General features: G+C 72.7%; 13 protein-coding genes and 1 pseudogene. 5 read left to right on the top strand and 9 right to left on the bottom strand.

Annotated features, from left to right (window positions below; all coding sequences use genetic code 11):
* Position 1: 1 nt before the first annotated feature.
* Positions 2-628, bottom strand: a complete 627-nt coding sequence (locus N912_RS0115130) for an MSMEG_1061 family FMN-dependent PPOX-type flavoprotein (protein WP_028923095.1) — start codon at positions 626-628, stop codon at positions 2-4.
* A gap of 67 nt (positions 629-695) precedes the next feature.
* Between N912_RS0115130 and N912_RS52040 the strand changes: the two are divergent.
* A pseudogene (locus N912_RS52040) lies at positions 696-1,304 on the top strand (TetR/AcrR family transcriptional regulator); the annotation flags it as partial.
* A 318-nt stretch (positions 1,305-1,622) separates the two neighbouring features.
* On the opposite strand, the gene N912_RS0115120 reads toward N912_RS52040, so the two are convergent.
* From N912_RS0115120 to N912_RS0115105, 4 genes are read right to left on the bottom strand one after another with little or no spacing between them, the layout of a single operon-like run.
* Entirely contained in the window at positions 1,623-2,615 is a 993-nt protein-coding gene (locus N912_RS0115120) for an ABC transporter substrate-binding protein (RefSeq protein ID WP_245645281.1), read from the bottom strand.
* Entirely contained in the window at positions 2,612-3,382 is a 771-nt protein-coding gene (locus N912_RS0115115) for an amino acid ABC transporter ATP-binding protein (RefSeq protein WP_028923093.1), read from the bottom strand. The genes N912_RS0115120 and N912_RS0115115 overlap by 4 nt, the downstream gene beginning before the upstream one ends.
* Complete coding sequence (locus N912_RS52035) at positions 3,379-4,332, bottom strand: amino acid ABC transporter permease (RefSeq protein ID WP_084210880.1); 954 nt, start codon at positions 4,330-4,332, stop codon at positions 3,379-3,381. The genes N912_RS0115115 and N912_RS52035 overlap by 4 nt, the downstream gene beginning before the upstream one ends.
* Positions 4,329-4,820 (bottom strand): GNAT family N-acetyltransferase, encoded by a 492-nt coding sequence (locus tag N912_RS0115105; RefSeq protein WP_028923092.1) that lies wholly within the window; start codon positions 4,818-4,820, stop codon positions 4,329-4,331. The genes N912_RS52035 and N912_RS0115105 overlap by 4 nt, the downstream gene beginning before the upstream one ends.
* 342 nt (positions 4,821-5,162) lie before the next feature.
* Between N912_RS0115105 and N912_RS67015 the strand changes: the two genes are divergently transcribed.
* The 3 genes from N912_RS67015 to N912_RS0115090 all read left to right on the top strand — a co-directional run bounded on the left by N912_RS67015 (position 5,163) and on the right by N912_RS0115090 (position 7,873).
* Positions 5,163-5,240 (top strand): putative leader peptide, encoded by a 78-nt coding sequence (locus tag N912_RS67015; protein ID WP_425415299.1) that lies wholly within the window; start codon positions 5,163-5,165, stop codon positions 5,238-5,240.
* 90 nt (positions 5,241-5,330) lie between these two features.
* The gene (locus N912_RS0115095) at positions 5,331-6,479 is read left to right on the top strand and encodes an LLM class flavin-dependent oxidoreductase (RefSeq protein WP_028923091.1); all 1,149 of its coding nucleotides are present in this window, start codon (positions 5,331-5,333) and stop codon (positions 6,477-6,479) included.
* Positions 6,476-7,873: an NtaA/DmoA family FMN-dependent monooxygenase gene (locus N912_RS0115090; RefSeq protein WP_028923090.1), complete on the top strand. Its 1,398-nt coding sequence runs from the start codon at positions 6,476-6,478 to the stop codon at positions 7,871-7,873. The genes N912_RS0115095 and N912_RS0115090 overlap by 4 nt, the downstream gene beginning before the upstream one ends.
* A 20-nt stretch (positions 7,874-7,893) precedes the next feature.
* Here N912_RS0115090 and N912_RS65165 read toward each other — a convergent pair whose 3' ends face one another.
* Complete coding sequence (locus N912_RS65165; RefSeq protein ID WP_028923089.1) at positions 7,894-8,193, bottom strand: SbtR family transcriptional regulator; 300 nt, start codon at positions 8,191-8,193, stop codon at positions 7,894-7,896.
* Between N912_RS65165 and N912_RS52025 the strand changes: the two genes are divergently transcribed.
* Positions 8,177-9,349 (top strand): MFS transporter, encoded by a 1,173-nt coding sequence (locus N912_RS52025; protein ID WP_051580195.1) that lies wholly within the window; start codon positions 8,177-8,179, stop codon positions 9,347-9,349. The genes N912_RS65165 and N912_RS52025 overlap by 17 nt on opposite strands.
* 51 nt (positions 9,350-9,400) lie before the next feature.
* Here N912_RS52025 and N912_RS52020 read toward each other — a convergent pair whose 3' ends face one another.
* The 3 genes from N912_RS52020 to N912_RS52015 form a co-directional block, all read right to left on the bottom strand.
* On the bottom strand, positions 9,401-10,453 hold the full coding sequence (locus N912_RS52020) for an ABC transporter ATP-binding protein (RefSeq protein ID WP_084210879.1): 1,053 nt from the start codon (positions 10,451-10,453) through the stop codon (positions 9,401-9,403).
* A 158-nt stretch (positions 10,454-10,611) separates the two neighbouring features.
* Positions 10,612-11,460, bottom strand: a complete 849-nt coding sequence (locus N912_RS0115070; protein WP_028923088.1) for an exodeoxyribonuclease III — start codon at positions 11,458-11,460, stop codon at positions 10,612-10,614.
* A 1-nt stretch (position 11,461) separates the two neighbouring features.
* Entirely contained in the window at positions 11,462-12,343 is an 882-nt protein-coding gene (locus N912_RS52015) for an HTD2 family dehydratase (RefSeq protein WP_037064418.1), read from the bottom strand.
* Between the last annotated feature and the right edge of the window lie 20 nt (positions 12,344-12,363).

Genomic DNA, 12,363 nt, shown 5'->3' with positions numbered 1-12,363 from the left:
ATCAGTACAGGCTCCGGTAGGCGGCTTCGAGGCGGCGGTTCATCAGCTCCGGGTCGGCGTCGAGCCCCATCTGGTCGACGGCCATCTGACCGGCGGACGGCATCTCCTCGGCCAGCGCCTGGCTGGCGGGGTCCCAGAGCCGGGACCGGACGAGCGCGCGCCCGCAGTGCAGGTAGGCCTGCTCCACCTCGACGACCAGCGCGAACTCCGGCTTCCTGGCCTCGGTCTGCATCCGGGCGAGCACGTCGGGCTCGTCGGTGGGGTAGGCGCGGCCGTTGACCCGCAACGTCTCCCGCATCCCGGGGATGAAGAACAGCAGGCCGATCCCGTCGTTCTCCGCGAGGTTGCCGAACGAGTCGGCGAGCTTGTTGCCGGGCCGGTCGGGGATGGCGAGCGTGCGCTCGTCGAGGACCTTCGCGAAGCCCGGGTAGTCGCCCCGGGGTGAGCAGTCGGCCCGGCCCGCCGCGTCCGCGGTGGCCATCGTCAGGAACGGGGAATGGGCGATGAAGCGGCGGCAGTGCTCGTCGAGGTGGTCTCCGATCTTGGCCCTGATCGAGGCTTCGGGCTCTCCCAGCCGGGCGCGTACCTCGTCCGACGACACCCGCCTCGGGCGATTTATGCAGGTCATAGGACTATTATGAGCAATCATTCGGTTCACGCACTACTCGCTTTCGCCACCGGAGCCAGGAGGTGTCATGACGTCGGGCGAGCGCCGGATTCGGCCACGTAGACGGCCGCGCCAGGTGCGGGCCGAACTCACCCGCCAGCGCATCCTGACGGCGGCTGCTCACGTTTTCGCCGAGCACGGCTACGCCGCCGGCACCACCAACCGGATCGCCGAGCGCGCGCGGGTCTCGATCGGCTCGTTGTACCAGTACTACCCGAACAAAGACGCGATCCTGGTCGAGCTGATGACCCGGCACCTCGACGCCGGCCTGGCCGCGATCGAGCGCCGCAAGGGCGAGCGGCTGCCCGACTCGCTCGAGGAGATCGCCCGCGTCATCGTGCGGACGGCCGTGGAGAACCACCTCGACGATCCGGACCTGCTGCGCGTGTTGTTCGAGCAGGCGCCCCGATCCGACGAGCTGCTGGAGAGGATCACCCGGCACGAGCGGGCGCGGGTGGCCTACATCCGGGAGCTATTCGACCGACACCCCGAGGTGCGGGTCGCCGACACGCACACCGCCGCCCGGCTCGTCGTCGCCACCGTCGAGATCGTCGTGCACCAGCTCATCGCCGCGCCCGACCCCATCGACATCTCCCGGCTGGAGCCCGAGATGGTAGCCATGATCACCCGCTACCTCACATGTTCAACCGGGACCGGGCCGGGTACCCACACCGGCGTCGAGCAGAGGAGGACGAGCATGCCTGACGCCCAGCATCCGGTGCCGCCGGGGCCGGACCCGTTGCCGGACCCAGTGCCGGACCCAATGCCCAAGCCTCCGCCCGAGCCCGACCCCGTGCCACAGCCGCCGCCGGGTCCCGGCCCGATGCCGAAGCCCCCGCCGGACCCCTCACCGGACCCCCGGCCGAGGCCGCCGGACCCCCTGCCCGAGCCGCCCGACCCCAGGCCCCCGTCGCCGCTGCCCGATCCGCCGGTGCTCGGCCCGCCCTGACGGCGGCTACGAGCGGGGCAGTCCCGGCGGGTTGATCCGGGAGGTCGGGACCGCCTCGGCGGCGAGGTTCCAGCGCCCCAATGCCTGGGCGTACCTGCCGTCCTTGATCACGGAGTTCAGCGCCTCGTTGAGCGGCTCGACCAGGCCGTTGCCCTTCTTGGTCATGGCCGCGATGTCGGCGGTGACGGCGCCGCCGCCGTTGATCTGGCCGACGCTCTTGGACTCGCCGGCGACCGCGACGTGGTAGGCCACCGACGGGTTCGGGCCGACGTACAGGTCGATCCGGCCGGACTTGAGCGCGAGGTAGTAGTCGCCGGGGTTCTGGTAGTACTGGAACTTCACCGGCGCCAGCCCGGCCGCCCTGTTCTGCGCGTCCCAGCGCACCATGATCTGCTCCTGGTTGGTGCCCGCGCTCACCGAGACGGCCTTGCCCGCGATGTCGGCGGGCTTCTCGATGCGCTGGATCGGGCTGTCCTTGGCCGCCTCGAAGGCGATCAGGTCCACCCGGTAGGTGGCGAAGTCGTACTTGTCCTTGCGCTCCTCGGTCACCGTGACGTTGGAGAAGCCCACGTCGTACTGCCCGGACTCCACCGAGAGGAACAGGTTCTCCCAGGACGTCGGGCGCTGCTCCATCCGCAGCCCGAGCACGTCGGCGACCAGCTGGGCGACGTCGGTCTCCACGCCGATCACCGTGACGTCGTCGTCGGCGCGGAAGTCCAGCGGTGGGGCGCCCCGGCCGCCGTGGCCGACGATCAGGATGCCCCGCTCGCGGATGGCCGCCGGGACCTTGGCCGCGATCGCGTCGACCTTCTCGGCCCGGATCCGGTGCTGCTCCGGGCTCGTGTTGATCTTGGCTTGGCCCGGCGCGGGCGGCGGCACCGGGCGGGCGGCCTGGTCCGGGTCCGGGCCGGAGCAGGCGGCCGTGAGCAGCGCGGCCAGGGCGGCGAGAACCGTGAGGGAGCGGTACATGCGGGGTGCCTCCAGGTGGTGACGGGTCACTGCGAGACCTTGCCGAGGAAGGCGCGGGTGCGTTCCTCGCGCGGGCGGTCGAGCACCTGGGCCGGCGGACCCTGTTCCACGATTCGTCCCTCGTCCATGAACACCACGGTGTCGGCCACGTCGCGGGCGAAGCCGATCTCGTGCGTGACGACGATCATGGTGGTGCCGGAGCGGGCCAGGTCCCGGATGACGTCGAGCACCTCGCCGACCAGCTCCGGGTCCAGCGCCGAGGTCGGCTCGTCGAAGAGCACCAGCTTGGGCCGCAGCGCCAGCGCCCTGGCGATGGCCACCCGCTGCTGCTGGCCGCCGGACAGCCGCCTCGGGTACTCGTCCGCCTTGTCCGCCACCCCGACCCGTTCCAGCAGCTCGCGGGCGTGCGCGAGCGCCTCGGCACGGTCCCGTCGCTGGGCCGAGATCGGCGCCTCGGCCACGTTCTCCAGCACGGTCAGGTGCCCGAACAGGTTGAAGGACTGGAACACGAACCCGATGTGGGTGCGCTGGCGCAGGATGTGCCGCTCCGGCAGCTCGCGCAGCCGCTCGCCGTGGCGCCGGTAGCCGATCAGCTCGCCGTCCACCCTGACGAAGCCGCTGTCCACCTTCTCCAGGTGGTTGATCGCGCGCAGCAGCGTGGACTTCCCCGACCCGGACGGGCCGAGCAGCACGGTCACCTCGCCGGCGCGCACCCGCAGGTCGATGCCGCGCAGCACCTCCAGGGCACCGAACGCCTTGTGCACGCCGCGCACCTCCAGCATCGGGGCGGCGGTCATGCGGTCCTCCCCCGCTGACGGGCCGCCCGGACCGAGGCGCGCAGCCGCTGGATCGGCGTGGGCGGCAGGGTGCGCAGCGCGCCGCGCGCGTAGTACCGCTCCACGTAGAACTGGCCGATGGACATCACGGTGGTCAGCGCCAGGTACCAGATGGCGGCCACCAGCAGCAGCGGGATCACCCTGCCGTTGCGCGTGTAGATCACCTGGACCTGGTAGAACAGCTCGCTCAGCGCCATGATGTAGACCACCGAGGTGCCCTTGACCAGGCCGATCAGCTCGTTGCCCGCCGTGGGCAGGATGGCCCGCATGGCCTGCGGGAGCTGGATCCGGCGGAACTGGCGCAGCCGGGGAATGCCCAGCGCGGCCGCCGCCTCCAGCTGGCCCTGGTCCACCGAGAGGAAGCCGGAGCGCACCACCTCGGCGGCGTAGGCGGCCTGGTGCAGCGCCAGCCCGAGCACCGCCGCCGTCACCGGGCTGACCAGGTCCATCGTCGGCACCGCGAAGAACCCCGGCCCGAACGGGATGCCGAAGCTGATCGCCCGGTACAGCAGCGCGAGGTTGTACCAGAACAAAAGCTGAAGGATCAGCGGCACCGAGCGGAAGATCCAGATGTAGGTCCAGCTCACCGCGCGCAGCAACGGGCTGGCCGACATCCGCATCACCGCCAGCACGGTGCCCAGCGCGAAGCCGACCAGGATGCCGAGCGCGGTCAGCCGCAGGGTGAGCCCGACGGCGTTGAGGATGGACGGGGCGAACAGGAACTGCCGCACCGTGCCCCAGTCCCAGGCCGGGTTCGTGACCAGAGCGTTGATCGCCATCGCGGTGAGCACCGCGACCACGGCGGTCGCCGCCCAGCGCCAGGGGTGGCGGGCCGGCACCACCCGCAGGCCGGCGGCGGGGTCCTCGCCGAGCGCGGCCGGGACGTCGGTTGTGCTGGACGCGGTGGTCATGTCAGGTCCAGCTCCTTTTCGAACGGGTGCGGGCCGATCCGTTCCGGCGGCAGGTGCCGGTCGTACAGCGGGGTGTAGCCGGTGGCCAGGTAGAGGCCCTGCGCCTCGGGCTGGCGCGGGCCGGTGGTCAGGTAGATCCGACGGTAGCCCCGGGCGGCGATCTCGCGCTCCAGCTCGGTGAGCACCCGGCGGGCCAGCCCCCGGCGGCGGTGCGCGGAGTGCGTCCAGATCCGCTTGAGCTCGGCGGTACGCCGGTCGTAGCGGCGGAACGCCCCGCCCGCGATCGGCTCGCCGTCCGCGAGCAGCAGCACCAGGCCGCCGTCCGGCGGGTCGAAGTCGGAGCGGGCGTGCATCTCGGCGGGGATGTCGGCGAAGCCATGGCCGTCGCCGTACCGGCTCCAGTACTCGTGGGACAGCTCCGTGAGCATCGGCACCACCAGCGGATCGGTGTAGGCGACCTGACGGACCTGCAGGGCGGGGAGCGTCACCGGGCGGTCCTCTTCCGTGCGAGGGCTGATCGGGGGCGAGCGTGCCTGGCGAGAGACGCCGTCAGTGACAGATGGCGGTCTGGGTGCGGCACAGGTCCACGTGTCGCCGCCGCGACCACGTGTCCGCCTGGGCCGGCAGGCGCCGGCACGCCGGCGACTCGTGCGCGATCCGCACGGTTGCCTCCATCGGTTGCGGCGGTGCTCCGCCGTTCTTTCGAGGTAATACCGTCCAATGTTGAGTTGTCAAGTCAAGTTTGCGGTGTAGCGACGTCCGCGACACTCGCGTTGAAAGCCGGCCGGTGCAGCGCGTAACGTCGAGTCAGAACCTTTCGGGAGGTCCCCGTGCACGGCACCGAACCGAGCACCCCGTTGATCAGCCGGCGGCACGTCGACCTGTGCCGCACCGCCTCCGCCGTCTGAGCGTCCTTTCGCACACCGCGTCCCGGCCCGTCCCGGGCCCCGCCGTGTCGTCGTGTCGCCGTGCCGTCGTGTCGCCGAAAGGACCCATCGATGTCCCGACCCCTGCACCTCGCCCTGGAGATCGACGGCGACGGCGCGCACCCGGCCGCGTGGCGCCGGGCCGCCCACCCGCCGGCCGCGCTGCTCACCCCGGCCCGGGTGCGCGCGGTCGGGCGGATCGCCGAGAACGCCGGGTTCACCCTGGTCACGCTGGACGACGACATCGTCGCGCCGGGGGCGCAGCCGAACCCGGTCGGCCGGATCGGCTCGGTGGAGCGGGCCGCGTTCCTGGCCGCGTCGACCAGCGTGCTCGGCGTCGCCCCGGTGGTGTCCACCACCTACGCCGAGCCGTTCCACGTCTCGTCCCAGCTCGCCTCGGTGGACCACGTCTCGAACGGGCGGGCCGGCTGGGTGGTCGGCTCCTCGCCGGGTACGGATGCGGCGCGCGCCTGGGGTCGTCCGCCCGTGGAGGGCGAGCGGGCGCGGGCTCGCGAGGCGCGCGACTCGACGCGGGTGGTGCGCGAGCTGTGGGACTCCTGGGAGGACGACGCGGTGATCCGTGACGTCGCCACCAGCCGGTACCTGGACCGCGACCGGTTGCACTACATCGACTTCACCGGCGAGACCTTCGCGGTCAAGGGGCCGGCGATCGTGCCGCGCCCGCCGCAGGGCCAGCTGGTGGTGTTCGCCCCGGTCGGGCTCGTGTCTTCGCCTCACACGCCGGCGGGGCTCGATGAGCGCTCTGCGGGTGGTCGTCTTTCGCCCGGTGCGGGTCGCGCTCTGCCGTCCGACCAGGTGGACGTCGCGCTGGTCGGCCGCGCGTCGCCCGCGCCCGGGAGCCCGCTGACGTTCGCCGAGGTGGAGCTGGCGCTGGACACCCCTGGCGGGTCGGCGGCGCAGCGGGTGGCCGACCTGGAGCGGCACGGGCCGTGGCCGGATCGGGGCCGGCTGCGCTACACCGGCGGCGCCGACGGCCTGGTCCGGCTGCTCACCGACCTGCGTGCGCGCGGGCTGGCCGGCGCGCGACTGCACCCGCTCGTGCTCGACGAGGACCTGGAGGTGCTCTCCCGGTTCGTTCTCCCCGCGCTCGGCCGCGCCCGCGCCGTCTCCCGCCCGCTGCCCGGCGCCTCACTGCGCACCACGCTCGGCCTGCCCCGGCCCGCCAACCGCTACGCCACCGCCCCCGGGAGTGCCCGATGACCCGCACCGACCCCGCCGACGTGCCGTTCCCGAACGCCCAACTGCACTTCGGGGTGTTCTTCCAGGGCGTGAACCACTGGACGATCTGGTCCGACCCGTCCAGCGGCTCGCAGATCGACCCGGAGTCCTACCGCCGGGTCGCCCGGGCCGCCGAGCGCGGGCTGTTCGATGCGTTCTTCCTCGGCGAGGGCCTGCGGCTGCGCGAGGTGGACGGCCGCATCCACGACCTGGACGTGGCCGGCCGGCCGGACGCGATCACCCAGCTCGCCGCGCTGGCCGCGCAGACCGACCGGATCGGGCTGGTCAGCACGTCGAACACAACCTTCAACGAGCCCGCCGACCTGGCTCGGCGGCTGTCCGGGCTGGACCTGCTCTCCGGCGGCCGGGCCGGCTGGAACGTGGTCACCACCGACAACGCCTGGACCGGCGCGAACTTCCGCCGGGGCGGCTACCTCGACCACGCCGACAGGTACCGGCGCGCCGAGCGGTTCCTGACGGTGGCCCGGGCGATCTGGGACGGCTGGTCCGACGACGCGGTCGCCGGCGGCACGGACGCCCCGTACTGGTCGGCGCCGGGCTCGGTGGCGCGGGTGCGGGAGCACGGCGGGCAGTTCGACGTGGACCTGGCGCCCACGCTGCCGCGCAGCGTCCAGGGCCACCCGGTGATCTTCCAGGCCGGCGACTCCGCCGAGGGCCGCGACTTCGCCGCGCGCAACGCCGACGTGATCTTCTCCGCGCACGGCACCGAGTTCGACGACGCGCTGGCCTTCGCCACCGACATCCGCAACCGGCTGCGCGCGGCCGGGCGCCCCGCCGACGACCTGCGCATCCTGCCCGGCACGGAGATGATCATCGGGGCCACCGAGGAGGATGCGCGGGAGAAGGCCCGGTGGGTTCGCTTCGCGCAGGTCACTCCGGCCACCGCGCTCAACGTCGCCGGCCTGCTGTGGAACATCGACCTCTCCGACCGGGACGCGGACGGCCCGCTGCCGGCGGAGGACCCGGTGATCGTGGAGAACACCGGCGCGTTCGGCGCCCGCCGCATCGCCGACCCGCGCGCGGTGGTGGCCGAATGGCGGGCGAAGGCCGAGGCCAACGGGTGGTCGCTGCGCGAGACGGTGATCGCGCTCGGGCCGCAGCGCGGGCACGTGGGCACGCCGTCCGGCCTGGCCGACAAGTTCGCCCGCTTCGCCCGGCACGGCGCCGTCGACGGCTTCAACATCACCCCGTACCTGATCCCGGACGGCCTCGACGACATCGTCGACCTACTGGTCCCCGAACTGCAGGAACGCGGCCTCTACCGCACCGCGTACACCGGCGGCACGCTGCGCGAGCACCTGGGCCTGCGCCCGCCGCTGACCCACCGACACGGCGCCGGCCGCCGCGCCGGCTAGATCAACGACGGTCGGCTCGGTCAGCCTGGCCGGTCGCCGCGCGGAGCCGGCTCCATGAAGCCGTCGCGCATCAGCTCCAGCAGTCGAGGTGAGGCGTCCTTGCCGGGTGGCGAGTTCTCCCGGACCCAGGCGGCGGCGCTGATCAGGTCGAACAGCTCGTCGGTGGTGAGATCGGCGCGGACCCCGCCGGCGACGACCCGCGCCCGGTCGAGGAGACGCTCGCCGCAGCCGCGCAGGTTGGCGCAGAGGTCCTCGGGCAGGGTGCCCTGCGGCCGGCTCGGCGACCTGCTCGGCCACCGCCGGGTGTTCCTCGCGGGCACCGGCCTGGTCGGGATATCCGCGCTGGTCGCGGGGTTGGCCCCGAACTTCGAGGTGCTACTCGTCGGGCGGCTGCTGATGGGGGCGGGTGCCGCGGCGTCAGGTCCGACCGGGCTCGCGCTGCTCAACGCCCTGTTCGAGGGCGAGCGCCGGCAGCGGGCGTTCGGCCTGTACTCCACGGTCACCGGCCTTGGCGCGGCCGCGGGAATGGTGCTCGGCGGGGCGCTGACGTGGGCCGGCGACTGGCGCTGGAGCCTGCTGGTCAACGCGCCGCTCGCGCTGGCCATCGCACTGCTCGCGCTGCGCGTGCTCGGCCTTCGCGCCGAGCGGGCGAAACGCCACGCGCTCGGGCTGCCCAGCACCGTGCTGGTCACCACCTCGCTGGCCGCCCTGATCTACGGCCTGTCCCGGGCGGCCGACCGAGGCTGGGCCGACGCCGCGACGATCGTCGCGCTGCTGGCCTTCGTGGCGCTGTTCGCCGCGCTGCTCGCGGTGGACTCGCGGGCGCCCGAGCCGTTGCTACCCGCCCGAGTCTTCGCCAACCGGGACCGGATCATCGGCTTCGTCAACCTGGCGCTCTCGGCCGCCGCGCTCACCGCATTCGTCGTCTACCTCAACCAGTACATGCAGGCCGTGCTCGGGTTCAACCCGCTGCAAGCCGGGCTGGGAATCCTGCCCTTCGGGCTCGCGATCCTGGTCACCACGCAGGTGCTGGCCACGCACCTCGGCAGACTCGGCCTGAAGGCTCGCGCGCTGCTCGGGCTGCTGCTGATGCTCGCCGCCTTCGGCTGGCTGAGTCGGCTGGACGCCACCGGCGACTACGCCTCCGGCGTGCTACCGCAGATCATCCTGCTCGGGCTCGGCATCGGGCTGGCCATCGTGCCGTTCAACCTGATCGTCATGGCCACCACGCCACCACGAGACGCCGGCATCACCGCCGGGCTCCTGCAGAGCCAACTCGTCGCCGGCGGCTCGATCGGCGTCGCTCTCCTGCTCATCCCCTTCACCGACGACGCCGCCGGCCCCGCACAGAACATCTCCGCCGTCTTCCTCTGGGCCGCCGGCGGAGTGACCCTCGAGCTACTGGTCTCCGTGCCGTTCTGGCTCGGCCGGACGACACGCAACCACGCGGGCGAAGCGGACCCGACCACGCCCTGAACACGATCATCGGCCCAGGTCGCCTCGTCCCCGGGGCCGGATCTCCCAGGGTCAGCGGCCGGGGAACTGCTGGGTCGGGGTGTCGTCGGCGCGCAGCCCGTGCCGGCTCTGGCCGCCCGGTGCCGCCGGGAAGCCCTGGCGGCTCATGCCGGCCTGGATGGCGTGCTGGGCGGCCGGGGGCAGGGTGTGCATCATGTCCATCACGCGCTGCATGCGGCGGGCGACGGCCTTGCGCTCGCCCACGCCGGGGCTCGGGTCGAGCTGCGGCTTGAGCGGTGGGAGGCCGGCCAGCTCGCCGTCCATCTCGGCCATCTCCCGCTGGGCCTGCTCGCTGTCCTTCTCCTCGGACATGCCGATCGGGCCCTGGCGGCGGCCGTTGAGGAACTGCGCGACCACCGGCTCCTCCGAGGTCAGCAGCACCTCGCGCGGGCCGAACATGGCCAGGTGGCGGCGGTAGAGCAGGCCGATGTTGTCCGGCAGCGTCTGCGCGGTGTTGATGTCGTGGGTGACGATCAGGAACGTCGAGTCGGTCTGCGCGTTCAGGTCCACGATGAGCTGGTTCAGGTACGCGGTGCGCACCGGGTCCAGCCCGGAGTCCGGCTCGTCGAACAGGATGATCTCCGGGTCCAGCACCAGTGCGCGGGCCAGCCCGGCCCGCTTGCGCATGCCGCCGGAGATCTCGCCGGGCAGCTTGCCCTCGTCGCCGGCCAGGCCGACCATCGTCATCTTCTCCATGACGATGTCGCGGATCTCGGCCTCGGGCTTCTTGGTGTGCTCGCGCAGCGGGAACGCGATGTTGTCGTACAGGTTCATCGAGCCGAACAGGGCGCCGTCCTGGAACAGCACGCCGAACAGCTTGCGGATCTCGTAGAGCCGGTGCTCGTTGCAGCGCACCAGGTCGGTGTCGTGGATGAAGATCGAGCCCTTCTCCGGCTTGAGCAGCCCGATCAGGCTCTTCAGGAACACCGACTTGCCGGTGCCCGAGGGCCCGAGCAGGACGGAGACCTCGCCGGGCGGCAACGTCAGCGTGACGTCGGACCAGATGACCGATCGCCCAAACGACTTGGACAGACCCTCAACTCGAACCTCAACTCCAGCACTCACCTGAGTCCTCCTCCTGTGACGCGCGTCGGCGCGCGCCGGTCGCCCGGATGGGCGCCATGGCCAGGGCCTGTGACGCGGAGCATAGCAACTATTCGCCGGAGGCTACTCGTTGGTAGGTCACATGTCCCCGCCGGCCGTCATGATCACCGGTCGCGGGGCTACCGGCGCCTTCGGGGGATCCCGGCCGGGTTCGACGGCGGTGGGACCACCGGGCCGATGTCGCCGTCCGGGGCGTCGTCGAGATCGACGATCACCGGGGCGTGGTCGCTGGGGCCGCTGCCCTTGCGGGCCTCCCGGTCCACCCAGGCCGCCGCCACCCGCCCGGCCACCGGGGCGGCGGCGAGCACCAGGTCGATGCGCATGCCGAGGTCCTGGTGGAACCGGCCGGCGCGATAGTCCCAGTAGGAGAACACCCGCTGGTCCGGCCACCTGTCCCGGACCACGTCGTGCATGCCGAGCGCGACCAGCTCGGCCAGGGCGGCTCGCTCGGCCGGGGTGACGTGGGTGGCCCCGACGAACTGCGCGGGGTCCCAGACGTCGGCGTCGGTGGGCGCGATGTTCATGTCGCCGCAGACGACCGCGCGGTCGGTGTCGGCGGCCACGGCGTCCTTGAGCGCGGCCAGCCAGGCCAGCTTGTACTCGTAGTGCGGGTCGTCGGGGGTGCGGCCGTTGGGCACGTAGACCGAGGTGACCCGCAGCCCGGCGCAATTCGCGCTGACCGCGCGCGCCTCCGGCTCCGGGAACCCGGGCTCGCCGGGCAGGCCGCGCACCACGTCCTCCAGGCCGACCCGGGAGGCCAGCGCCACGCCGTTCCAGCGGCCCTCGCCGTGGTGCGCGACCTGGTAGCCGCGGACGGCGAGGTCGGCGGCGAGCAGCTCGTCGAACGAGTCGTTGGACAGCTTGGTCTCCTGCAGGCACACCACGTCGGGGCTGCGCTTGTCCAGCCAGGGCAGCAACCGGGGCAGCCGGGTGCGCACCGAGTTGACGTTCCAGGTGGCGATGCGCACGTCAGCCTTCCTCCGTCAGGCGTACCGAGGCGGTCAGCGACGCCGGCGCTCCGGGTACGCCGACTTCGAGCTCGTCCCCGACCGACCGGGCGCGCAGGGTCTGGCCGGCGAAGGCCGGGCGGCGCAGCCGGTAGCGGAACTCGGTGACCCGGCGGTCGGGACGGTGGCGGCGGGGCAGCTCGAGCGCGAGCAGGGCCAACAGCGGGCCGTGCACGACCAGCCCGGGGTAGCCCTCGACGCCGGTGACGTAGGGCTGGTCGTAGTGGATCCGGTGGCCGTTGTAGGTCAGCGCGCTGAACCGGAACAGCAGCGCAGGGTCGGGGGTCAGCTCCAGCTCGTGCTCGGGCGGTTGCTGTTGCTCGGTTCCGGCCGGGGCCGCCGGCGCGCGGCTGGCCGGGGCGGCGCCGGGCGGCGGGTCGGGCTGGCTGCGGTAGACGATGTCCTGCTCCTCGGTGACCGAGGGCTCGCCGTCGGCTCCATCCACGACGAACTCGTTGCGCACGGTCACGAAGGCCATCTCGCCGCTGCGGCCGGTCTTCACCTCGACCGACGCGACCGCCGAGCGGCAGCTCACCGGCCGCTCCACCGGCAGCGGCCGGCGCTGGTACCACCGTCCGCCGGCGAACATCCGCCGCCGGTGCGGGATGGGCGGCAGGAACCGGCCGTCCGCCGGGTGGCCGTCCGCGCCCAGCTCGGACTGCGCAGGGTGGTCCAGGAAGCCGAACCAGTGCCACAGCGGGGGCAGCTCGGCGCGCCCCCCGGCCAGCGGGCTCGGCTGGTCGAGCAGCGCGGCGAACGCGTCCACCGCCCAGCTCGTCACCCGGTCGGAGCGCTCGACCGGCCTCGGCGACCAGTCACGCAGGTACTCGGCGAGGCCGCTCATCGCGCTCCCGCCCGGATCAT

The organism is Actinospineispora acaciae DSM 45401, assembly GCF_000620785.1.
Lineage (GTDB): Bacteria > Actinomycetota > Actinomycetes > Mycobacteriales > Pseudonocardiaceae > Pseudonocardia > Pseudonocardia acaciae.
Note: the sequence above shows the minus strand (reverse complement) of the source record. Positions and strands in the feature narration are given on the sequence as shown.